The following is a 23465-nucleotide window of genomic DNA, read 5'->3' as shown; positions in this document are numbered from 1 at the left end:
GTCACGGCACGCGCGCGGTCCACCCCGGGTCGGTGAACTTGGTCCGCATCAGCTCGGTCGCCCGCTCCAGCTCCTCGGGCCGCAGCTCGCCGTCGACCGTCGGGTAGCGGCTGCGGAAGTGCGCCGCGAACGCGGCGATGACCGCCTCGCGCGGCAGCTGGGTCTGCGAGCGGACGGGGTCGACCCGCTTGTTCGCGCTCGTCGTCCCCTTGTCCGAGAGCTTCTCGCGCCCGATCCGGAGCACCTCGAGCATCTTGTCGGCGTCGATGTCGTACGACATCGTCACGTGGTGCAGCACGGCGCCGCCGACCATCCGCTTCTGCGCCGAGCCCGCCAGCTTGCCGGCCGGTGACGCGATGTCGTTGAGCCCGCTGGTCACCGCCTGCACGCCGACGTCCGCGAGCGCGCCGAGCACCCACTGGTTGAGGAACGCGTAGGACTCCTCGAAGGTCATCCCGTCCACCAGGGACGCCGGCACCACGAGCGAGAACGTGATGCAGTTGCCGGCTTCCATGAACATCGCGCCGCCGCCCGAGATGCGCCGCACCACGGTGATGCCGTAGCGCTGCGCGGCCTCCAGGTCGACCTCGTTGCGCAGGGACTGGAACGACCCGATGATGACCGCCGGCTCCACCCACTCCCAGAAGCGCAGCGTGGGCCCGCGCCGGCCGGCGGCGAGCTCCTCGGTGAGCACCTGGTCGAGCGCGGTGTGCAGGGCCGGCGGGAGCGGGCCCGGGTGGATCAGCTCGAACGTGTGGTCGCTCCAGGCGGTGGAGAACCCGAGCGCCCGGCGGACCGCGAGCGCCACCGCGTGGGCGTCGAACCCGACCATGGTGACCGGCTGCTCCTCGTGGGCGAGCGCCGTCGTCACCGCCTCGGTCAGCCGGCTCACGGGCGCGTCCCGCGGGAGCCCGTCCAGGGCCGACGACAGCACCGGCAGCGCCTCGTCGGGCTCCAGGAAGAAGTCGCCGCTCACGCTGACGCCGCTCAGCAGCCCGTCCACCACGTCGAGGTCGACCGCGACGAGCTTGCCGCCGGGGACCTTGTACTCACCGTGCACGGAGCCCAGCGTAGGTGCGCGTCAGCCCAGCGCCTGCACGGCGGTCTGCGCGCGGCCCTGCACCATGGCCGACAGGCTGGTCGGGTCGCCGAGGGTGGCCAGCGCGGCGTCCGGGTCGATGGTCGCCAGCGACTCCGCCGTCCACGTCACGATGGCGTTGCCCACGAGCATGTGACCGCGGTACGCGGGCTGCGACGTGCCCTCGGCGGACTGGGTGATCTCCTGCACGATCGACGGGTAGACGCCCTGGCCCTCGATGGCGGGCTCCGCCGTCCAGGTCGCACCGTCGATGCCCTCGTTGACCTGGCTGTACTTCGGGCAGGCGTCGACCGTGGTGACCAGCTCGCGGAAGGCCTCGCGGGCCGCGGCGGGATCGGGCAGCAGGATGACCTCCTGCTCGAAGCTCATCGCGCTGTTGCCCCAGAGCCGGGTGTCGAACCAGGACGGCGGCGTGGCGACGACGGTGACCGCCGTCAGGCACTCGGCGGGATCGACCGTCGACCCGGCCGGGAGCCCCCACGTCCGCTGGCCCGAGGTGATGAGGGGCTGCACGCCGGGCTCGGCGGCGGGGACGTCCGTGGCCAGCTCCTCCGGGGTGACGAAGAGGGGGGCGGCCGTGGTCGGGTCGAAGACGGCGTCCGCTCCGGGCGGCCCGATCGACACCGAGGGCGACGGCGTGCTGGGGGTCGTGGGCGAGGGCACCGTCACGGTGGTGGAGGGCGCCGGCTCGGTCACCACCGGCTCCCACGGCTGGGACACCAGCGCCGTCACCAGGGCGAGCGCGAGCAGGGCGAACAGCAACCACCACCAGCCACGTCGTGGCCGGGGCGGCGTTCCCCCCTGCGGTCCGCCCCCTGTGCCCGGGTCCACGGGCTGCGGCGCACTGCCGGACACGACCGCTCCCTCCGCACATCGGCGGCCGCGCTCCAGCGGCTGTTGCTCCGAGGCTAGGCCGCCGCGCTCGAGAGTGCAGGGATGAACTTCAGCGCGGCAGCACGCCGCGGTTCCGCAACCCCCAGATGGCCGAGTCCGTGAGCGCCTCCCACGACGCCTCGAGCAGGTTGGGCCCGACGCCGACCGTGCTCCAGGAGCGCTGCCCGTCGGTCATCTCGATGAGCACGCGCGTGACGGCGTCGGTGCCGTGCATCGAGTCGAGGATGCGCACCTTGAAGTCGATGAGCTCGAAGTCCTCGAGCTCCGGGTACACGCGCATCAGGGCGAGCCGGAGCGCGTGGTCCAGCGCGTTGACGGGACCGTTGCCCTCGCCCGTGCTCACGATCCGCTCGCCGCCCGCGTGCAGCTTGACCGTCGCCTCGGCCGTCGCAGGCGTGCCGCGGCCGCCCGAGCGCTCGACGATGGTCCGCCACGACTCGACGCGGAAGTACAGGGGGCGCTGCCCGTCGATCTCCTCGAGCAGGAGCAGCTCGAAGGACGCGTCCGCCGCCTCGTACGTGTAGCCGCGGGACTCGGCGTCCTTGACCCGTTCCGTGACCCGGCCCAGCAGCTCCGGGCGCCCCGACAGGTCGAAACCGAGCTCGCGGCCCTTGAGCTCGATCGACGCGCGCCCGGCCATGTCGGAGATCAGCATGCGCATGTCGTTGCCCACCTCGGCGGGGTCCGTGTGCTGGTAGAGGTCGGGGTCCACCTTGATGGCCGAGGCGTGGATGCCGGCCTTGTGCGCGAACGCGCTGGCGCCGACGTAGGGCGAGCGGGCGAACGGGGAGATGTTGGTGATCTCGCTGATCGCGTGCGCGATCCGGGTGAGCTCGGGCAGGCCGCCGGGCAGCCCGTCGGAGACCTTGAGGACGGGGAGCCCGTACTTCAGCTGCAGGTTGGCGACGACGGCCAGCAGGTCCGCGTTGCCGGTGCGCTCGCCGTACCCGTTGACCGTGCCCTGCACGTGGGCGCACCCGGCCTCGACGGCGGCGAGCGTGTTGGCCACCGCGCAGCCGGAGTCGTTGTGCGCGTGCATCCCCAGGATGACGTCGGGCCCGACCGCCTCGCGGATCTCGTGCACGATCTCGGCCACCCAGGTGGGCACCATGCCGCCGTTGGTGTCGCACAGCGCGACCACCTCGGCTCCCGCCTCGAACCCGGCGAGGACCGCGGCGCGAGAGTACGCCGGGTCGAAGCGGTAGCCGTCGAAGAAGTGCTCGGCGTCCACCACGACCCGGCGTCCCTCGCGCACGAGGAACGCGACCGTGTCCGCGATCATCGCGATGTTCTCCTCGCCCGTGGTGCGCAGCGCCCGCTCCGCGTGCCGCAGGTCGTGCTTGGCGACGAGCGCGACCACCGGCGCCTCGGAGTCCACCAGCGCGCGCACCTGGGGGTCGTCGACGGCGCGCGTGCCGGCCTTGCGGGTGCTGCCGAACGCGGCGAGCTCGGCGTTGCGGAAGTCCAGCTCCTTGGCCGCCCGCTTGAAGAACTCGGTGTCCTTGGGCACCGCGCCCGGCCAGCCGCCCTCGATGAAGCCCACGCCGAGCTCGTCGAGCAGGGGCGCGATCGCCAGCTTGTCGGAGACGGAGAGGTTGATGCCCTCCTGCTGGGCACCGTCGCGCAGGGTCGTGTCGTAGACCTGGAAAGGAGTGCGGGCGGGGACGGACACGATGGGCTCTCTTCGGTGCTGGGACGGGCGAGCTAGGTCCTGACCCTGCGGCGGGGTGTGCCGGTCCGGTGGACGGTGGTCGGGGCGGGGGTGGTGCTCCGACCAACAAAAAGACCCCCCGGGGTACGGGAGGTCTGCGCGTCAGCTGGTGGGCCGACGCGCTACTCGATAATGAGGGAAGAGTGGTTCACCCCTGCATCGTGGCACACGTCACGAGCGGTGGTCACGCGTTCCACGCCTTGGACACGCCGCTCACGGCGCGGACGCGGTCCGCGGGAATGTCCGATTCGCTACGGTGAACACGTGCCGTCACCGGCGGCGCGCAGGTCGGTCGACCTACCAGGAGGCAGCATGTCCGTCCCCACTCCCCCGCCGGAGCGCCAGTCCGCCTACCCGCACCAGACGCCGCCGCCCGCTGCCCCCGTACCTCCGCCGGCCGACCCGACCGTCGTCTACCCGGCCGCGCTCCAGCCCGCGGCCGTGCCCGTCGAACCCGTCCCCGTCGCCGCGGCCGTGCCCGCCCGTCCCGTCGGCCCGTCGGTGGACGCCGGGCGCTACTGGGCCGGTGTCGTCGCCACGGCCCTCGTCGCGGCGCTCGTCGGGCTGGTGGGGGTCGTCATCGTCGACCAGATCCTCTCGATCGACCTCGCGGTCAAGGACGTGTTCGGCACCGACTCGACGGGAGCGGCCTACGTGGTCGGCGCCGCGGTCTTCGCCGTGCTCGCCGGCGGGCTGCTGCACCTGCTCGTGCTCACCACGCCGAAGCCCAAGGCGTTCTTCGGCTGGATCATGTTCCTCGGCACCCTCACGGCGGCGCTCCTGCCGCTGACCTGGACCGACAAGCTCGAGTCGTCGATCTCGGCGGGCGTGGTGAACGCGCTCATCGGCATCGCGATCTGGTCGCTGCTCGTCGGCGTCCTCGGGCGGACGCTGCGGCCGGGGTCGACCGTCGACTGACCCCGTCAGCCCGTCGACCCGCATCGCGCCCGCGGGCGCGATGCGGTCGACGTCCTCGCGGAGCGACCTCCGACCTCAGACGAGGCGGTGCAGCCAGCCGTGCCGGTCGGTCGCGCGCCCATACTGGATGTCGGTCAGCTCGGCGCGGATGCGCGTGGTGACCGGACCCGCCTCACCGTCGCCGACGGTGAGGTCGAAGTCGCCGCTGGCCAGTCGGCCGATAGGCGTGACCACGGCCGCGGTGCCGCACGCGAAGACCTCGTGCACCGAGCCGTCGGCCAGTCCCGCCGTGAGCTCCGTCAGCGGGATCGGCCGCTCCGACACCTCGTGCCCGGCGTCGGTGAGCAGCCGCAGGATGGACGAGCGCGTGACGCCCTCGAGGATCGAGTCCGAGATCGGCGGCGTGGCCACGCTGCCGTCGGCGTGGACCACGAAGACGTTCATGCCGCCGAGCTCCTCGAGCTGCGTGTTCGTCGACGCGTCGAGGAAGCACACCTGCTCGAAGCCCTTGGCGTAGGCCTCCTGCTGCGGGAGCAGGCTCGCGGCGTAGTTGCCGCCGCACTTGGCGGCACCGGTCCCGCCGGCGCCCGCGCGGTGGTACTCCTGGTCGACCCAGATGGCGACCGGCCGCACGCCGCCGGCGAAGTACGGCCCCACCGGCGAGGCGATGACCAGGAACTCCGCCTCGAGCGAGGGGCGGACCCCGAGGAAGCTCTCGGACGCGTACATGAACGGCCGCAGGTAGAGGCTCGTCTCCTCACCGGACGGCACCCAGGCGAGGTCCGTCGCGACGAGCGCCTGGATGGCGCCCAGGAAGTCCGCCTCGGTCAGCTCCGGCAGCGCGAGGCGCCGGGCCGAGCGGGCGAACCGCGCCGCGTTGGCCTGCGGGCGGAACGTCCAGACCGAGCCGTCGGGGTGCCGGTACGCCTTGAGCCCCTCGAAGATCTCCTGCGCGTAGTGCAGCACGGCGGTCGCGGGGTCGAGCAGCAGGGGGCCGTACTTCTCGATGCGGCGACCGGTCCACCCGCTCTCCTGCGAGTACGAGATGCGGGCCATGTGCTCCGTGAACACGGTGCCGAACTTCGGCGACGCCAGCGCGGCCTCGCGCTGCTCGTCGGGGACGGGGGTGTCGGTCCGCGTGACCTCGAAGAGGTCGGCGGACGTCGGGGTTGCCAGGGTGCTCATCTGCGGGGCCTTTCACCAGAGTCAGGTTTGACGGTACCGGTGAGGACGGCCGGGTGGATATCCGGGGCGAGGCCCCGAGGATGCGGATCAGCCGGCGATGCGCGCGGCCAGGTCCTTGCCCACCTCGGCCGTCGACCGTACTCGCTCGGCCTGGCCGCGCTCGGCGATGTCGTCGGCGACGGCCTTCTCGACGCGCGCCGCCTCGTCCGCGAGGCCCAGGTGCTCGAGCAGGAGGGCGACCGACAGCACGGTGGCCGTCGGATCGGCCTTGCCCTGACCGGCGATGTCCGGCGCCGAGCCGTGCACGGGCTCGAACATGCTCGGCGCCGTGCGGTCCGGGTTGATGTTCGCCGACGCCGCCAGGCCGATGCCGCCGGTGATCGCGGCGGCGAGGTCCGTGAGGATGTCGCCGAAGAGGTTGTCGGTCACGATCACGTCGAACCGCGACGGGTTGGTGACCAAGAAGATCGTCGCCGCGTCCACGTGCAGGTAGTCGACCGTCACGTCCGGGAACTCGGCGTTCACGGCCTCGACCGTGCGGCGCCACAGGTGACCGGCGTGCACGAGCACGTTGTGCTTGTGCACGAGCGTGAGCTTCTTGCGCGGTCGGGCGGCGGCGCGGGCGAACGCGTCGCGCACCACGCGCTCCACGCCGAACGCCGTGTTCACGCTGACCTCGTTGGCCACCTCGTGCGGCGTACCGACGCGGATCGCGCCGCCGTTGCCGACGTACGGACCCTCGGTGCCCTCGCGGACGACCACGAAGTCGATGTCGCCGGGGTGGGCCAGCGGCGAGGCGACGCCCGGGTACAGGCGGCTCGGGCGCAGGTTCACGTAGTGGTCGAGCGCGAAGCGCAGCTTGAGCAGCAGCCCGCGCTCGAGCACGCCCGACGGGACGCTCGGGTCGCCGATGGCGCCCAGCAGGATCGCGTCGTGGGCGCGGATCGCGTCGAGATCGGTGTCCGTCAGCGTCTCGCCCGTGGCGTGCCAGCGGCGCGCGCCGAGGTCGAAGTCGGTCGTCGACACCGTGACCGACCCGCCGTGCAGGGCGGTGTCGAGGGCCAGCAGGCCCTGCTCGACGACCTCCGTGCCGATGCCGTCACCAGCGACGACAGCGAGGCGGATGTCCCGGGCGGAGGAGGTGTCGACCATGGATCGAGCCTAGACCCCGTCCCACCGCTCGGGACGGATGTCTCACACTGCGGTCAGTCGACCGCAGGCGTCGGGCCGGTGGTCGGGTAGATCAGCTCGAAGCGCTCGAGCACCACGTCGGTGCTCGGCGAGAAGCCCTCCCCCAGCACCCGGCGCCACGACTCCTCGTGGTGCGTGCGCCAGAACTCCAGCGACCCGTCGCCCTCCGCCTCGGCGGCCGCGTGGTCCGCGTCCACCTGGTCGAACGGCACCACCGCGACCTCCGTCGTGCGCAGCAGCGCGCGCGGGGTCCCCGCGTGGTCGACCACGATCGACAGGTCGCCGACGCGCGGCAGCTCCAGCCCGACCTGCTCCAGCTCGGCGACCGCCAGCGCGTGCGCCGTGCGCCGGCCGTCGAGCACACGGGCCAGCAGCTCGGCCGCCTCGTCGTCGTCGCCGTACGACCACGACGGCGGCGGCACCACGTCCTCGGGTGACTCACCGAGCACGCTGTCCAGCTTGCCGAACCCGACATGCCCTCGGGCGGCCTGCCAGAACGCCGCGATGCGCACGTCCTCGACCGCGCCCTCGACGCCCTCAACCTGCTCGTCGGTCATCGTCGTCCCTTCGTCGTGGTCCGCCCATCCTTGCGTACCCGCTGGCCACCGGCACAACCGGGGCCCTCGCCCCCGCCGCGGCCGTCCGAACCTGCCGCGCGTGGTGCCCACGGGACTGGTGTGGCAGGACCAGCGCCACACGAGTCACTCCAGCACCACGTGCGGCAGGGTCCGACGGCCGCACGGCCGCACAGACGTCGGTCTCCAGCGGCGAACCCGACATGGGTGCCGTGGCGAGGCGCCGGGACGGCACTCAGGTCGGGTTCGACGCCGGAGACGCCGAACGGCACCTCGCGACGAGGTGCCGTTCGGGTGGGACGGGAGGGGTCAGCGCGCCGCGCTGCCCTCGACGTAGTCGGTCTCCGACGGCTTCACCCAGGCGAACAGCTTGCGCAGCTCGCGGCCGACGGGCTCGATCGGGTGGTTCTGGCCCTTCTCGCGCAGCGCCTTGAACTCCGGGGCGCCGGCGTCCTGGTCGGTGATGAAGCGCTCGGCGAAGGCACCCGACTGGATGTCCCCCAGGACCGCCTGCATGTTCGCCTTCACGTCGGGCGTGATGACGCGCGGGCCGGACACGTAGTCGCCGTACTCGGCGGTGTCGGACACGGACCAGCGCTGCTTGGTGATGCCGCCCTCGAAGATGAGGTCGACGATCAGCTTGAGCTCGTGCAGGACCTCGAAGTACGCGACCTCCGGCTGGTAGCCGGCCTCGGTGAGGGTCTCGAAGCCGTACTGGATCAGCTGCGAGACGCCACCGCAGAGCACGGCCTGCTCGCCGAAGAGGTCGGTCTCGGTCTCCTCGGTGAAGGTCGTCTTGATGCCGGCGGCGCGCAGGCCACCGATCGCCTTGGCGTAGGACAGCGCGAGGTCCCAGGCAGCGCCCGAGGCGTCCTGCTCGACGGCGACGATGACCGGCACGCCGCGCCCGTCGACGTACTCGCGACGGACCAGGTGACCCGGGCCCTTGGGCGCGACCATGAGGACGTCGTGGCCCGCGGCCGGCTTGATGTAGCCGAACCGGATGTTGAAGCCGTGGCCGAAGACGAGCGCGGCGCCGTCCTGCAGGTTGGGCTCGATCTCCTCGCGGTAGACGATGCGCTGCACCTGGTCGGGCGCCAGGATGACGACGACGTCGGCCTGGCGGACCGCGTCGGCCACAGACGCGACCTTGAGGCCCTGGTTCTCGGCCTTCGCGCGGGACGCCGAGCCCTCGCGCAGCCCGACGGTCACGTCGACGCCGGAGTCGCGCAGGTTGAGGCTGTGCGCGTGCCCCTGGCTGCCGTACCCGATGACGGCGACCTTCTTGGACTGGATGATCGACAGGTCGGCGTCGTCGTCGTAGAACAGCTCGGCCACGATGGGTCTCCTCGGTGTGTGGTTCTGCTTCTGCTTCAGGAACGGGAAAGAGCTAGGCGGAGCGGTTGACGCGCTCCAGGGCGCGGTCGGTGATCGAGCGCGACCCGCGGCCGATGGCCACGGTGCCGGACTGCACGATCTCCCGGATGCCGAACGGCTCCAGGGCGGCGAGCAGGGCGTCGAGCTTGCCCGGTCCGCCGGTCGCCTCGATGACGACCGTGTCGGGCACGACGTCGACGACGTGCGCCCGGAACAGCTGGACGACCTCGAGCACGCTGGTCCGCTGCGTGGTGTCGGCCTTGACCTTCACCAGCAGCAGCTCGCGCTGCACGGACGCGGCGTCCTCGAGCTCGACGATCTTGATGACGTTGATCAGCTTGTTGAGCTGCTTGGTCACCTGCTCGAGCGGCAGGGCGTCGACGTCGACGACGACCGTGATGCGCGAGATCTCGTCGTGCTCGGTGGGACCGACCGCGAGCGAGTGGATGTTGAACGACCGCCGCGCGAACAGGCCGGCGACGCGCGTGAGCACGCCGGGCTTGTTCTCCACGAGGACCGACAGGGTGTGGCGGCTCATGAACTCACTCCTCGCGGTCCCACGCCGGGCTGATGCCCCGCGCGTACTGGATCTGGTCGTTGCTGACGCCCGCAGCGACCATCGGCCACACCATCGCGTCGCGCGACACGGTGAAGTCGATGACCACCGGCTGGTCGTTGATCTCGAGCGCCCGCTTGATGGTCGCGTCGACGTCGCCGACCGTCTCGCAGCGCAGGCCGGCGCAGCCGTAGGCGTCGGCCATCTTGACGAAGTCGGGGATGCGCACGGTGCCGTGCCCGGTGTTGAGGTCGGTGTTGGAGTAGCGGGACTCGTAGAAGAGCGTCTGCCACTGCCGCACCATGCCGAGCGACGAGTTGTTGATGATCGCGACCTTGATCGGGATCTCGTTGATGGTGCAGGTGGCCAGCTCCTGGTTGGTCATCTGGAAGCAGCCGTCGCCGTCGATGGCCCACACGGTCCGCGACGGGTCGCCGACCTTCGCGCCCATCGCCGCGGGCACGGCGTAGCCCATGGTGCCCAGGCCGCCAGAGTTGAGCCACGAGTTGGGCCGCTGGTACTTGATGAACTGCGCCGCCCACATCTGGTGCTGACCGACGCCCGCGGCGAAGATCGACTCCGGCCCGGACAGCTCGCCGATCCGCTGGATGACGTGCTGCGGGGCCAGGTGGCCGTCGCCGGGCTCGTCGAAGCCCAGCGGGAACGTGTCGCGCCAGTCGTCCAGCTGGCGCCACCACTCCTCGAGGTCGGGCTTGCCGTGCTGCGTGTGCTCGCGGGCGAGCTCGGGCAGCAGATCGGCCATGACCTCCTTGAGGTGGCCGACGATGGGGACGTCGACGTGGCGGTTCTTGCCGATCTCGGCCGGGTCGATGTCCGCGTGCACGACCGCCGCGTTCGGCGCGAAGCTCGAGAGCAGCCCGGTGACGCGGTCGTCGAAGCGGGCGCCCAGGGCGACGATGAGGTCGGCCTTCTGCAGCGCGGCGACCGCGGCCACCGTGCCGTGCATGCCCGGCATCCCCAGGTGCTGGGGGTGCGAGTCGGGCAGGGCGCCGCGGGCCATCAGCGTGGTGACCACCGGCGCGCCGGACGCCTCGGTCAGGGCCCGCAGCTCGGCCGCCGCGCGGGCGCGGATGACGCCGCCGCCCACGTAGAGGACCGGTCGTCGGGCGGTCGCGAGCAGCCGGGCGGCCTCGCGGATCTGCTTGGCGTGCGGCTTGGTCACCGGGTGGTAGCCGGGCAGCGTCAGCTCCTGCGGCCAGGAGAACGTCGTCTGCGACTGCATCGCCGACTTCGCGATGTCGACCAGCACGGGGCCCGGGCGACCGGTCGAGGCGATGTGGAACGCCTCGGCGATGACCCGCGGGATGTCGTCGGGGTTGGTGACCAGGTAGTTGTGCTTGGTCACCGGCAGCGTGATGCCGACGATGTCCGCCTCCTGGAACGCGTCCGTCCCGATGAGCGACGCGCCCACCTGGCCGGTGATCGCGACCAGGGGCACGGAGTCCATGTGGGCGTCGGCGATCGGCGTGACGAGGTTCGTCGCGCCGGGACCCGACGTCGCCATGCAGACCCCGACCCGGCCCGTCGCCGCGGCGTAGCCGGCGGCCGCGTGGCCGCCGCCCTGCTCGTGCCGCACGAGGATGTGCCGCACCTTGGTCGAGTCCATCAGCGGGTCGTAGGTGGGGAGGATCGCGCCGCCGGGGATGCCGAAGACGACCTCGACTCCGGCCTCCTCGAGCGAGCGGACGATCGACTTGGCGCCCGTGACCTGCTCAGGGCCGATCGCGCTGGTGGTCGCCGGTGCGGCGACGCGCGGGGTGGCGGCCGTGGGCGTGGGCGTTCGCGGCGGTGCCGGGTGTGGGCCCTGGACCATCGATGTCTCCCTGGATCGTGCTGCTGGGTGCTGCCGGAGTCCGAACACAAAAAACCCCTCGGGCCGCGTAACGGCTGGACGAGGGGTGAGCGCGCTGACGAGGCCTGTGCGGGTGGCCTCTAGCCGGCGCGCTCAGGAAGTACTACGAGAAGGATCGTCTGCACGCGTTGGACACTACGCCCAGGTCTCCGCTGTGTCACGCCACCACCCGTGCGTCTCACATCGTGGTTCACGGGATCAAGGGGCGGACGGCGTGCTTTCGACGACGGGGTCCATGTCGAACGCCGGCAGCCCGTCGATGCTGGTCCGGTTCTTCAGGCGCCGGTAGTCAGCCTGGCCCTCGGTGCCCTTGCGCTCCATGTACTGGGGCAGCAGGTCGCGCTCCCCCTCGAGAGCCATGAGCGGGACGCCGTACCCGCACGAGTCCGAGACGCGGTCGACGTCGACGACGATCACGGCGCGGGCGCCGCGCGTCTCGGGGAACAGCGCGGCGAGCTCGTCGAAGCCCTCGTCATAGAGCGTGACGAAGCGGCCGCGGCCGTACAGCCGGACGATGTTGGGCGGCCCCTGGAACGCGCAGAACATCAGCGTGATCCGGCCGTCGTCCCGCAGGTGCGCGATCGTCTCCGAGCCGCTGGCGGTGAGGTCGATGAACGCGACCGTGTGCTCGTCGAGGACCACGAACGAGCCGGCGATGCCCTTGGGCGACAGGTTGACGTGCGCGTCAGGCCCGCTCGGCGCCGTCGCGACGAAGAACATCGGCTGCGCCTCCACGAACGCGCGCAACCGACCGTCGATGCTCTCGTGAACCTTGCCCACGCCCGCCTCCAGCCGCGCCGCTGCCCGTCCGTGCGGCTCGATCACATCGAAGCACTCGTCGACGGGCGGGCTCCGGACCGACCACGCCCTGGACCGGTGCGCTACCCGAGCACCGCGCGGTGCACCCGCGCCTCCCACGGCCGCAGGTGGGGCCCGTCGGGATGGGCGTAGTTGCTGAGCACCAGCTCGCCCGGGTCGGCGTCAAGCGCGACGTCCTGCACGCTGCCCGAGAAGTTGCCCAGCACCGTGAGCGTCACGTCGCCCAGCCGACGGGTGAACGCGTACACGTGCTCGTGGTCGGGCAGCAGCATGGTGAAGTCGCCCAGCGCCACCACGGGGTCGTCGTGCCGCAGGGCGATGAGCGCGCGGTAGTAGTGGAAGACCGACTCGGGGTCGGCGCGCTCGGTGGCCGCGTTGAGGGAGGGGTAGTTCGCGTTGACCTCGATCCACGGCGTACCGGTGGTGAACCCCGCGTGCGGCGACCCGTCCCACTGCATGGGGGTGCGCGCGTTGTCACGGCTCATGGCCGCGATCCCGGCGAGGAGGTCCTCGTCGGTCCCCGTGCCGACCGTCTTCGCGACGGTGACGTGGTTGAGGGTCTCGATGTCCCGGTACTGGTCGAAGCGCGTGAAGTGCGCGTTCGTCATCCCGAGCTCCTCGCCCTGGTAGACGTATGGCGTGCCGCGGTGCAGGTGCAGGACCGTGGCGAGCATGGTCGCCGACTCGCGCCGGAAGGCGCCGTCGTCCCCGAAGCGCGAGACCACCCGGGGCTGGTCGTGGTTGTCCCAGTAGAGGCTGTTCCAGCCGACCTCGGCCAGCCCCGCCTGCCAGCGACCGAACGAGGCCTTGAGGTCGAGCAGCCGCAGCGGGCGGACGTCGAACTTGCCGCCCGGGCCGTGGTCGAGGCCCACGTGCTCGAACTGGAACACCATGTCGACCTCCTCCCGTGACGGGTCGGTGAAGTCGCGCGCCTGGTCGACGGTGACGCCGGGCATCTCCCCCACTGTCAGCAGCTTCTCGGGGCGGTCGGCGAAGACGGCCTTGTGCATCTCGGCGAGGAACTCGTGGATGCGCGGACCGCAGACGTACGACGCCGAGCCGTCGGCGAGCAGGCCGTCGGTGACCACCCCGTCGGGCAGCGCCGTGTCCTTGGAGATGAGGTTGATGACGTCCATGCGGAAGCCGTCGACCCCGCGGTCCAGCCACCAGCGCATCATCTCGTAGACGGCGTCCCGGACCTCCTGGTTCTCCCAGTTCAGGTCCGGCTGCTTGCGGCTGAACAGGTGCAGGTAGTACTCGCCGCTGGCCTCGTCGAGGTGCCAGGCCGGCCCCTCGAAGAAGGACCGCCAGTTGGTCGGCTCCGCGCCCGGCGCGCCCGCCGCCATGCCGGCACGCGGCGGGCGCCACCAGTACCAGTCGCGCTTCGGGCTCGCCGGGTCCCGCGACTCGACGAACCACGGGTGCTCGTCGGAGGTGTGGTTGACGACGAGGTCCATGACCAGCTTCATGCCCCGCGCGTGCAGCTCGCGGACCAGGTCGTCGAGGTCCTCGAGCGTGCCGAACACGGGGTCGACCGCCTGGTAGTCGCTGATGTCGTACCCGTTGTCGTCCTGCGGGGATGCGTAGATGGGCGACAGCCACACGACGTCGACCCCGAGCGCGGACAGGTGGTCCAGCCGCCCGAGGATGCCGGGCAGGTCGCCGATGCCGTCGCCGTCGGAGTCGGCGAACGAGCGGGGGTACACCTGGTACACGACGGCTCGGGTCCACCACGGGGCGTCCTCGGGCGTCCACGTCATGCGACGGCTCCTCTCGTGGGGGTGGGGGCGGGCAGCAGCTCCTGCTCCACCTGGTCGAGGTCGATGCGGTCGACCGCGTCCTGGATCGCGACCGTCGCAGCTCCGCGTGCCCACGCGGAGAAGCCGGACTCGTCGACGTAGAGCCCGACGGGCTCGGCTCGTGGATCGCGGTCGGCGGCGACTGCCGCCCGCACCTTCTCCTCGGCGACGGCGAAGAGACCGATGCCCTCTCCGGCGAGCACGGCCGCCGGCTGGAGGGTCAGGTTGGCCGCCATCGCGACGAGCCGACCGAGGGCGGTCGCGGCCTCGTCGACCACCGTCGCCGCCGCCGGGTCTCCCTCGCGGGCGAGGCGAAGCACCTCGTCGTAGTCGACGGGCCGCTGCAGGGCGGCCGACACCTGGCCTGCGATGGACCCCGAGGTCAGCATCGCCTCCGCGCACCCCCGGTGGCCCGCGTGACACACGGGCCCGGTCGTGCTCAGCGGGATGTGTCCGCCCAGCCCGACGCCGGCCTCGCGCGAGTGCACGACCTGGCCGTTCACCACGAGCGCGTACCCGATGCCGGCACCGATGGTGATGACGACGAACCCGGGGATGCCGCGGCCCAGCCCGAACCAGCGCTCGGCCTCGGCGAGCGCGACCAGGTCGTTCTCGAGCGTCGCGGGGACACCGAGCTCGGCCTCGACCATCCCTGCGAAGGGCACGTTCGTCCAGCCGAGGAACGGTGCGAACTCCACCCGGCCGTCCCGCACGGCGCCGCCGAGCGACACCCCGACCCCGGCGATGCGATCGACTCCGAGCCCCCGGACCGCCTGCGCGATCTCCGCGGCCACGGCGCCGGGGTCGTGGCTGGCGAGCGGGCGCTCCTCGTACGCGAGCAGCCCGGCGCGCACGTCGGTCGCCGCGACATGGAGCGACTCCCCGGTGACCTTGACGCCGGCGAAGCGGGCGAGGCCCGGCCGGACATCGAGCGGTCGGACGGGGCGGCCGACGGAGCCGTCGGACCGGTCGTCCAGCTCGACCAGCAGTCCGCGGTCGAGGAAGGGCTTGGCCAGGCGCGTGAGGCTGGGCGGCGACAGACCCAGCCGGCTCGTCAGCTCGCTCCGCGAGATCGGCCCGTGGATCAGCACCGCGCGTGCGAGGGCTCTCTCGCTGTCGCTCAGCATGCGCCCGTCCCGTTCATTGATTCCATCATGGCACGAACGAGGGCCATCCTGCGCGCGGAGACGCGATCGGCATCAGTTGCGCCCTTGGTTTCTTCCGTGTTAGAACTAACCATGCTCTTTCACGACGAGGTGACCGCCGACGCCGGGCACGCCGCGAACACCGCCGACGCCGTGGCCCCGGGACGAGTTCTGCACCTGCACCGGGGCGGCACCAGCGTCGTGATCGATGTCGACGCCTCCCCGCACCCGGCGATCGTGCACTGGGGCGAGGAGCTGGTGGACTCGAGCGAGCAGACGCTGCGCAGCGTGGCCGTCGCGGCACGCCCCCAGCGGGTCTCGGGCGGCCTGGACGAGCCCGCACGGGCCACGCTGGTCACCTCGCAGGCTGGCGGGTGGCTGGGCACGCCCGGGCTCGAGGGGCATCGCGACGGGGCGTCGTTCAGCGTCCGGCTCGAGCTCGTCGACCTCCAGGCCGACGACCACCGCGCCCTTGTGTCGCTCGCCGACCGGGAGGCCAGGCTCAGCGCGCAGCTCGAGCTGCGCGTCGGCGCGGCCGGGCTGCTGCACCAGCGGATCACCGTGCGCAACGACGGCGATACCCCCTACACGGTCCAGTCCCTGCACCTCGCCTTCCCCGTGCCCTGGGACGCCACCGAGATCCTCGACACCACGGGCCGCCATCTCCGTGAGCGCTCGCCCCAGAGGCACCCGTTCGGGTACGCGACGTACCTGCGCGAGAGCCGCCGTGGCCGACCGGGCGCGGACGCGACGCTGGTGCTCGCCGCCGGGCGGCCGGGGTTCGGCTTCGAGCGCGGTCGCGTCCACGCGGTCCACGTCGCGTGGAGCGGCAACCACCGTCTCCTCGCCGAGCGGTCCGTCTCCGGCGAGGCGTTCCTCGCCGGAGGTGAGCTGTTCGCGCCCGGGGAGGTCGTCCTCGCGGCCGGCGCGTCGCTCACGTCGCCGGAGGTCGTCGGATCGTGGGGCGACGGGCTGAGCGAGCTCGCGCACCGCTTCCACGACGAGTGGCGTTGCCGCCCGGCCCACCCTCGCCGGCCGCGGCCGATCACCCTCAACACGTGGGAGGCGGTCTACTTCGACCACTCGCTCGCGCGGCTGACCGCGCTGGCGGACGCCGCCGCCTCGGTCGGCGTCGAGCGGTTCGTCCTCGACGACGGGTGGTTCGCCGGTCGGCGCGACGACACCGCGGGACTGGGCGACTGGTACGTCGACCCCGCGGTCTGGCCCGACGGGCTGCACCCGCTGGTCGACCACGTGCTGGCCCGCGAGATGGAGTTCGGGCTCTGGGTCGAGCCCGAGATGGTGAACCCGGACAGCGAGGTGGCCCGCCGGCACCCGGACTGGATCCTGCGGGGCCGGATGTCTCTGCCGCCGGGCGCGCGCCAGCAGCAGGTGCTCGACCTCGCGCACCACGACGCCTACGCCTACGTGGCCGGCCGCCTGCACGCGCTGCTCGACGAGTACCCGATCGCCTACCTGAAGTGGGACCACAACCGCGACCTGCTCGACGCCGGCAGCGGCCCCGAGGGCGTCGCGAGGGTCCGCGAGCACACTCTGGCCCTCTACCGGCTGCTCGACGAGCTCAAGTCGGCGCACCCCGGCCTGGAGATCGAGAGCTGCGCCTCCGGCGGTGCCCGGGTCGACCTCGGCATCCTGGCCCGCACCGACCGGATCTGGACCAGCGACACCCTCGACCCGCTCGAGCGCCTGGTCAACCAGCGGTACACGGCGCTCGTGGTGCCCCCCGAGATGATGGGCATGCACCTCACCAGTCCCGTCGTGCACTCGACCGGCCGGACCGTGGACCTCGACCTCAGTGCCGCGGTCGCGCTGTTCGGTCACTTCGGGATCGAGTGGGACCTGACCGGGACCGACGAGGCGACCCGCACCCGCATCGCGGCGTGGGTCGAGTACGCCAAGCGCATCCGCCCCCTCGTCGCGACCGGTCGCACCGTCGACGTCGACGACACCGAGCCGGGCATCGACGTCCGCGGCGTGGTCGCTCAGGACGGCTCGTCGGCCGTGTTCACCCTCACGCAGACCGACACGACGGCCGCCTACCCGCCGGGACGGGTCCGGCTCCCCGGGCTCGACCCCGCCCGGCACTACCGGCTCCGCGTCGTAGGCGACGCGACGAGCGCTGCCGCCCAGTCCGAGCTCGCGTGGCAGACCTACGACACCACCCTGACGGGTCGCGAGCTCGACGCCGTCGGCCTGCGCCCACCCGTCCAGTACCCCCAGAGATCCACCGTCATCGAGCTGGTCGCTCAGGACTGAGCAGCCAGAACCCGGCGCAAGGAGGCGCACGATGAGACACCGAGACCCACGACGCGTTCGCATGGCGGCAGCGGCCGCAGCGATCGCCCTGCTCGCCGCCGTCGCAGGCTGCGCGAACCAACCGTCCGACGGCGTGACCACCCTGAACTTCTTCCAGTTCAAAGGTGAGGCGCTCGAGGACTTCGACAAGATCATCGCCGACTTCGAGGCGGAGAACCCCGACATCCGCGTCGTGCAGAACCAGGTCGCCGATGCCGACACGGTCATCCGGACGCTCCTGGTCAAGGACAAGGCACCGGACGTCATCACCCTCAACGCCAGCGGAAACTTCGGACGCCTCGCGCAGGCCGGGGTCTTCTACGACTTCTCCGACGAGCCCGTGCTCGACACCATCAACCCGGCGGTGCAGGAGATCCTCAAGGACCTCGGCACCTACGGCGACGAGGTCAACGGTCTCGGCTACGTGAACAACGCCAACGGGATCCTCTACAACCAGGACATCTTCGCCCAGCAGGGCCTGGAGGTCCCCGAGACATGGGACGAGCTCATCGCCGTGTGCGACAAGCTCAAGGCCGCGGGCATCACCCCGTTCTACGGCACTCTCGCCGACTCCTGGACCGGGCTGCCCTCGTTCAACGGACTCGGGGCGTACCCCGCGCAGGACGACTTCTTCGACACGATGCGCGCGCAGGGCGAGGACACCGGACCCGACTCCGAGGTCTCGTTCCAGAAGAACTTCGCCGAGGCGATGGACCAGCAGGCCCAGCTGTTCGACTACATGCAGGACGGCTACCGAGGGGCGACCTACGACGACGGCAACGCCGCGTTCGCCAACGGCGACGTCGCGATGCTGCTGCAGGGCATCTGGGCGCTGAGCCCGATCAAGGGCATCAATCCCGACATCAAGGCCGGGATCTTCCCCTACCCGGCCGCCGACGACCCCGACGACCGGATGCTCGTCTCCGGCGTCGACGTCGCGGTCACCATGCCCAAGGACTCGAAGCATCCCAAGGAGGCGCTGCGGTTCATCAACTACCTGTTCCAGAAGGACGTCATCGAGCAGTTCGCCGCCTCGCAGAACATGATCCCGTCGGTCAAGGGCGCCCAGCTCAGCGACGAACCCGCGATCCAGTCGGTCAAGCCCTACTTCGACGAGGGCCGCATCGCCGGCTTCATCGACCACCAGATCCCGCCCAGCATCCCGCTCGCGGCCATCGACCAGCAGTTCCTGTTCAGCGGCGACGCGGACGCCGCGCTCGCCACCCTCGACAGCGAGTGGAGCAAGGTCGCCGCTCGCACCATCCCCGTGACGGGAGAATGACGATGACGTCCTCCACGCAAGTCCTGCCCGCGGCGCCCGGGGCCGACCGCTCCGACCCGCCCACGCTGCGCAAGGTCAAGGTCGGCCGGGCACAGTCCACCTTCTACTGGATGGTCTGGCCCGCCGTCATCGCCTTCGCGCTGTTCCACACCATCCCGGTGCTGGTGGGCGTCTTCTACAGCCTGACCAACTACGCCGGCTACGGCGCCTGGAACTTCGTCGGCCTGTCCAACTACGTCAACCTGTTCAAGGACGACCGCGTCCTGGCCGCCTACGGATTCTCGTTCCTGTTCGCCATCGCCGCGACCGTGCTGACCAACGCCATCTCGCTGGCCATCGCGATGGGCCTCAACGCCAAGATCATGGCGCGCAACTTCTGGCGCGGCGTGTACTTCGTGCCCTACGTCCTGGCGGCCCTGGTCATCGGCTACGTCTTCCAGTTCTTCTTCTCGAGCTCGCTGCCCAAGATCCTGGCGAGCATCCCGCTCTTCGCCGACAACATCCTCACCAACGAGACCTGGGCGTGGACCGCGATCGTCGCCCTGGCGGTCTGGCAGGCCTGCGCCTTCACGATCATCATCTACCTGTCCGGGCTGCAGACGATCCCGCGCGAGCTCTACGAGGCCGCGTCCCTGGACGGCGCCAAGGCGTGGCGGCAGTTCAAGTCGATCACCTTCCCGCTGATCAGCGCGTTCTTCACGATCAACATCGTGCTGAGCCTCAAGGGCTTCCTGCAGGTCTTCGACCAGATCGTCGCCCTGACCAACGGCGGCCCGGGCACCGCGACGGAGTCCGTCACCCTGCTCATCTTCCGCGGCGGGTTCTCCGGCGGGGAGTTCGCCTACCAGTCCGCGAACGCGGTGATCTTCTTCATCGTCATCACCGTGGTCTCGCTGTTCCAGTTCAAGGTCCTTCAGCGCAGAGAGGCGGACTTCTGATGACCACCGCAGGAACCGCGCTCGGCCAGGCCGAGGCCGTCCTTCCCGAGCCCCGGCGTCGGCGCACCAAGGCCGTCGCCGACGACGACTCCCGCAAGATCAACTGGTGGGTGACCGCACTGATCGCGGTGTGCTCGCTGACGATCCTCGTCCCGCTCTACCTCGCCGTCGTCGTCGCCCTCAAGACTCCCGACCAGCTCGCCGCCGGCACCGGCCTCGAGCTGCCGAACCCGATCCGGTGGGCGAACTTCTCCGAGGCGTGGACGCGCACCGAGTTCCCGCAAGCGCTCCTGAACACGGCGATGATCACGGTCGGGTCGGTGATCCTCACGCTGATGACCAGCTCGGTCGTCGCCTACGCCATCGCGCGGAACATCCACCGGCCGTTCTTCAAGGGCGTGTTCTTCTACCTGCTCGCGGCCCTGTTCATCCCGTTCCCGATCATCATGCTGCCCCTGGTGAAGCAGACCGCACTCCTGGGCCTGGACAACCAGGCCGGCATGATCCTGCTCTACACGATCTACGGGCTGTCGCTGAACATCTTCATCTACACCGCCTACATCCGCTCGATCCCGATCGAGCTCGAGGAGGCGGCACGGGTCGACGGCGCATCGACGTGGCGGGTGTTCCGGCAGATCATCTTCCCGCTGCTCACCCCCATGAACGCGACGGTCGGCATCCTCACCTGCGTGTGGGCGTGGAACGACTTCATCATGCCGCTCGTGGTGCTCACCGACCCCGGCGCGCGGACCCTCCCGCTCGCCCAGTACGTCTTCCAGGGTCAGTTCAACACCGACTACACCGTGGCGTTCGCGTCCTACCTCATGGCCATGGCGCCCCTGCTGGTCGTCTACGTCTTCAGCCAGCGCTGGGTCATCTCCGGCGTCACCCGGGGGTCGATCAAGTAGGCACGACTGCTTCGACCCCCTGCCGACGACAGGGCCCGCTCCCCCTCCGGAGCGGGCCCTGCCGTCGTGCGGTCAGATGAGCACGGCGCCCTTCGACGCCGACTGCACGAGCTTCGCGTACTTGGCCAGCACCCCGCGCGTGTAGGTGGGGGGCAGCGGGGCCCAGCCGACCTTGCGGCCCTCGAGCTCCTCGTCCGAGACGAGCACGTCCAAGGTCTCGTTGGCGACGTCGAGCCGGATGCGGTCGCCGTCCTTGATGAACGCGATCGGCCCGCCGTCGACGGCCTCGGGCGCGACGTGCCCGACGCACAGGCCGGTGGTGCCGCCGGAGAACCGGCCGTCCGTGAGCAGCAGGACGTCCTTGCCCAGGCCGGCGCCCTTGATGGCGCCGGTGATCGCGAGCATCTCGCGCATGCCCGGGCCGCCCTTGGGGCCCTCGTAGCGGATGACGACGACGTCGCCGGCGACGATCGTGCCGTCCTCCAGCGCGTCCATGGCCGCGCGCTCGCGCTCGAACACGCGGGCCGTGCCCTCGAAGACGTCGGAGTCGAAGCCGGCCGACTTCACCACCGCGCCGTCGGGCGCCAGCGAGCCGTGCAGGATCGTGATGCCGCCCGTCTTGTGGATCGGGTTGTTCATCGCGCGCAGGATCTTGCCGTCGGGGTCGGGCGGGTTCACGTCGGCCAGGTTCTCCGCGACCGTCTTGCCGGTGACCGTGAGGCAGTCGCCGTGCAGCAGGCCCGCGTCGAGCAGCGCCTTCATGACGACCGGTACGCCGCCGATGCGGTCGATGTCGTTCATGACGTAGCGACCGAACGGCTTGAGGTCGCCCAGGTGCGGCACCTTGGCGGCGACGCGGGAGAAGTCGGCGAGCGTGAGGTCGACCTCGGCCTCGTGCGCGATCGCCAGCAGGTGCAGGACCGCGTTGGTCGAGCCGCCGAACGCCATCACCACGGCGATGGCGTTCTCGAACGCCTCCTTGGTCATGATCTGGCGCGCCGTGATCCCCTGGCGGAGCATCTCGACGACGGCCTCGCCGGACTTGTGCGCGAACGCGTCGCGACGACGGTCGGCCGACGGCGGCGCGGCGGAGCCGGGGATCGACATGCCGATCGCCTCGGCCACCGACGCCATCGTGTTGGCGGTGTACATGCCGCCGCAGGCGCCCTCGCCCGGACAGATGGCGCGCTCGATGCGGTCGACGTCCTCGCGGCTCATGAGCCCCCGCGCGCAGGCGCCGACGGCCTCGAAGGCGTCGATGATCGTGACGTCCTTCTCGGTGCCGTCCTCGAGCTTGACCCAGCCCGGCGCGATCGATCCGGCGTAGAGGAACACGCTCGCCAGGTCGAGGCGCGCCGCGGCCATGAGCATGCCGGGCAGGGACTTGTCGCAGCCGGCCAGCAGGACGGACCCGTCGAGGCGCTCGGCCTGCATGACGGTCTCCACCGAGTCCGCGATGATGTCGCGGCTCACCAGCGAGAAGTGCATGCCCTCGTGGCCCATCGAGATGCCGTCGGACACCGAGATGGTGCCGAACTCCAGGGGGTAGCCGCCCGCGGCGTGCACACCCGACTTGGCCGCCTGGGCCAGCCGCTGCAGCGACAGGTTGCAGGGCGTGATCTCGTTCCAGGAGCTGGCGACGCCGATCTGGGGCTTCGCGAAGTCGTCGTCACCGAGGCCTACCGCGCGGAGCATGCCACGCGAGGCCGTGGCCTCGAGACCGTCGGTGACGGTGCGCGAGCGCGGCTTGATGTCGACGGAAGGTGCAGCAGAGGAGGGGGCGTTGTCCGACGTCACGGTCATGCTCGCGAGTGTATGACTGCCCCTGCCGGGCGCCACGAGAGGGTCACCCTGCGGACGACGTCAGCGCGGCGGGGCCGTCGACCCGCGCTCGACCAGCGACGTCACCAGCTGGATGTGCGTCTGCTCGACCGCACGCCCGTCCATGAGCTCGATGAGCAGCGCGATGGCCGCGGCGCCCATCTGCTGGATCGGCTGGTGCACGGTGCTCAGCGCGGGGCTGGTGAGGGCGGACTCCGGGATGTCGTCGAAGCCGATGATCGAGAGCTCGGCCGGCACGTCCAGGCCCAGCTCCTGGGCGATCTCGAGCGTGCCGATGGCCGAGAGGTCGTTGGCCGCGAAGACGGCGGTCGGTCGCTCCGGCATGGTCAGCAGCTCGCGGGCGGGCTCGTGCGTCGAGTCCTTGCGGTAGTCGCCCTCGCGCATCAGCGCGGGATCGACCGCGATCCCGGCGTCGGTGAGCGCCTTGCAGTAGCCGGCCTCGCGCAGGCGGGACGACTCGAGGTCGGAGCGGCCACCGATGAACCCGATGCGCCGGTGCCCGAGGCGCAGGAGGTGCTCGACGGCCTGGACCGCGCCGGTGAAGTTGTCGGAGTCCACCGTCGGGAGCCCGGAGGGTCCGGCGTGCGGGTCGATGGCGACCACGGGGATGCCGGCGTCGGCCTCCAGGACGGTCGGCGTGACCAGGACGGCGCCGTCGATCAGGGTGCCGCTGAGCCGGGAGAGGTAGCGCCGCTCCCAGCCGACCCCGCCGGTCAGCTGCCCGCCGGTGTAGGCGAGGAGCGCGTAGCCGGAGTCGCCCAGGCCGATCGAGGCACCCTTGAGGATCTCCGCGCTGAAGGGCTCGAACTCGGCGACGAGGATGCCGATCACGTTCGTCTTGTGGGACCGGAGGCTGCGCGCCACGAGGCTGGACTCGTAGCCGAGCTCGGCGATCACCGCCTGCACGTGGGACGTCGTGCGGCTGGCTACGCCGTAGCGCTCGTTGATCACCTTGGAGACGGTCGCGGTGGAGACGCCCGCCTTCCGCGCGACATCCGTGATCGTCACCCGTGCACCCATGAACGGAGCGTACTGCA

19 protein-coding genes are annotated in these 23465 nt (G+C 71.1%); 5 read left to right on the top strand and 14 right to left on the bottom strand.

Going from position 1 to position 23465, the window contains the following annotated elements; all coding sequences use genetic code 11:
- Position 1: 1 nt before the first annotated feature.
- The 3 genes from AC1DQC_RS08090 to cimA form a co-directional block, all read right to left on the bottom strand.
- Positions 2-1060, bottom strand: a complete 1059-nt coding sequence (locus tag AC1DQC_RS08090; protein WP_477050711.1) for a lipoate--protein ligase family protein — start codon at positions 1058-1060, stop codon at positions 2-4.
- Positions 1061-1081: 21 nt separating this feature from the next.
- Positions 1082-1954, bottom strand: a complete 873-nt coding sequence (locus tag AC1DQC_RS08085) for a hypothetical protein (RefSeq protein ID WP_477050710.1) — start codon at positions 1952-1954, stop codon at positions 1082-1084.
- An 88-nt stretch (positions 1955-2042) separates the two neighbouring features.
- Positions 2043-3665 (bottom strand): citramalate synthase, encoded by a 1623-nt coding sequence (gene cimA / locus AC1DQC_RS08080; RefSeq protein ID WP_477050709.1) that lies wholly within the window; start codon positions 3663-3665, stop codon positions 2043-2045.
- A gap of 351 nt (positions 3666-4016) precedes the next feature.
- Between cimA and AC1DQC_RS08075 the strand changes: the two genes are divergently transcribed.
- Positions 4017-4622, top strand: a complete 606-nt coding sequence (locus AC1DQC_RS08075) for a DUF6069 family protein (RefSeq protein ID WP_477050708.1) — start codon at positions 4017-4019, stop codon at positions 4620-4622.
- A 75-nt stretch (positions 4623-4697) separates the two neighbouring features.
- On the opposite strand, the gene AC1DQC_RS08070 is transcribed toward AC1DQC_RS08075, so the two are convergent.
- From AC1DQC_RS08070 to AC1DQC_RS08030, 9 genes are all read right to left on the bottom strand, one after another.
- Positions 4698-5807, bottom strand: a complete 1110-nt coding sequence (locus AC1DQC_RS08070) for a branched-chain amino acid aminotransferase (RefSeq protein WP_477050707.1) — start codon at positions 5805-5807, stop codon at positions 4698-4700.
- A gap of 87 nt (positions 5808-5894) precedes the next feature.
- On the bottom strand, positions 5895-6959 hold the full coding sequence (locus tag AC1DQC_RS08065) for a 3-isopropylmalate dehydrogenase (protein ID WP_477050706.1): 1065 nt from the start codon (positions 6957-6959) through the stop codon (positions 5895-5897).
- A 53-nt stretch (positions 6960-7012) separates the two neighbouring features.
- The gene (locus AC1DQC_RS08060; protein ID WP_477050705.1) at positions 7013-7555 is read right to left on the bottom strand and encodes an ASCH domain-containing protein; all 543 of its coding nucleotides are present in this window, start codon (positions 7553-7555) and stop codon (positions 7013-7015) included.
- Positions 7556-7882: 327 nt separating this feature from the next.
- Complete coding sequence (gene ilvC / locus AC1DQC_RS08055; protein WP_477050704.1) at positions 7883-8911, bottom strand: ketol-acid reductoisomerase; 1029 nt, start codon at positions 8909-8911, stop codon at positions 7883-7885.
- Positions 8912-8963: 52 nt separating this feature from the next.
- On the bottom strand, positions 8964-9488 hold the full coding sequence (gene ilvN / locus AC1DQC_RS08050; protein WP_370502885.1) for an acetolactate synthase small subunit: 525 nt from the start codon (positions 9486-9488) through the stop codon (positions 8964-8966).
- A 4-nt stretch (positions 9489-9492) separates the two neighbouring features.
- Entirely contained in the window at positions 9493-11340 is a 1848-nt protein-coding gene (locus AC1DQC_RS08045) for an acetolactate synthase large subunit (protein ID WP_477050703.1), read from the bottom strand.
- 237 nt (positions 11341-11577) lie between these two features.
- A complete protein-coding gene (locus tag AC1DQC_RS08040) occupies positions 11578-12159 on the bottom strand; it encodes a pyridoxamine 5'-phosphate oxidase family protein (RefSeq protein WP_477050702.1) in 582 nt (193 codons plus the stop codon).
- 101 nt (positions 12160-12260) lie between these two features.
- Positions 12261-13958 (bottom strand): glycoside hydrolase family 13 protein, encoded by a 1698-nt coding sequence (locus AC1DQC_RS08035; protein ID WP_477050701.1) that lies wholly within the window; start codon positions 13956-13958, stop codon positions 12261-12263.
- Positions 13955-15124: an ROK family protein gene (locus AC1DQC_RS08030; protein WP_477050700.1), complete on the bottom strand. Its 1170-nt coding sequence runs from the start codon at positions 15122-15124 to the stop codon at positions 13955-13957. Before AC1DQC_RS08030 ends, AC1DQC_RS08035 begins: the two co-directional genes overlap by 4 nt.
- A 111-nt stretch (positions 15125-15235) precedes the next feature.
- Between AC1DQC_RS08030 and AC1DQC_RS08025 the strand changes: the two genes are divergently transcribed.
- The 4 genes from AC1DQC_RS08025 (at position 15236) to AC1DQC_RS08010 (ending at position 20586) form a co-directional block, all read left to right on the top strand.
- Positions 15236-17419, top strand: coding sequence for an alpha-galactosidase (locus AC1DQC_RS08025; protein ID WP_477050699.1), 2184 nt, complete (start codon positions 15236-15238; stop codon positions 17417-17419).
- Between the two features lie 61 nt (positions 17420-17480).
- Positions 17481-18740, top strand: coding sequence for an ABC transporter substrate-binding protein (locus AC1DQC_RS08020; protein ID WP_477050698.1), 1260 nt, complete (start codon positions 17481-17483; stop codon positions 18738-18740).
- A 2-nt stretch (positions 18741-18742) separates the two neighbouring features.
- Positions 18743-19678: a carbohydrate ABC transporter permease gene (locus AC1DQC_RS08015; protein WP_477050697.1), complete on the top strand. Its 936-nt coding sequence runs from the start codon at positions 18743-18745 to the stop codon at positions 19676-19678.
- Positions 19678-20586: a carbohydrate ABC transporter permease gene (locus AC1DQC_RS08010; RefSeq protein WP_477050696.1), complete on the top strand. Its 909-nt coding sequence runs from the start codon at positions 19678-19680 to the stop codon at positions 20584-20586. Before AC1DQC_RS08015 ends, AC1DQC_RS08010 begins: the two co-directional genes overlap by 1 nt.
- A 72-nt stretch (positions 20587-20658) precedes the next feature.
- On the opposite strand, the gene ilvD is transcribed toward AC1DQC_RS08010, so the two are convergent.
- On the bottom strand, positions 20659-22389 hold the full coding sequence (gene ilvD / locus AC1DQC_RS08005) for a dihydroxy-acid dehydratase (RefSeq protein WP_477050695.1): 1731 nt from the start codon (positions 22387-22389) through the stop codon (positions 20659-20661).
- 60 nt (positions 22390-22449) lie between these two features.
- Entirely contained in the window at positions 22450-23448 is a 999-nt protein-coding gene (locus AC1DQC_RS08000; protein ID WP_477050694.1) for a LacI family DNA-binding transcriptional regulator, read from the bottom strand.
- Positions 23449-23465: the final 17 nt, after the last annotated feature.

The sequence above is a fragment of the Cellulomonas sp. P4_H12 genome, from assembly GCF_056400905.1.
This window is presented reverse-complemented; position numbering and strand designations above follow the sequence as displayed.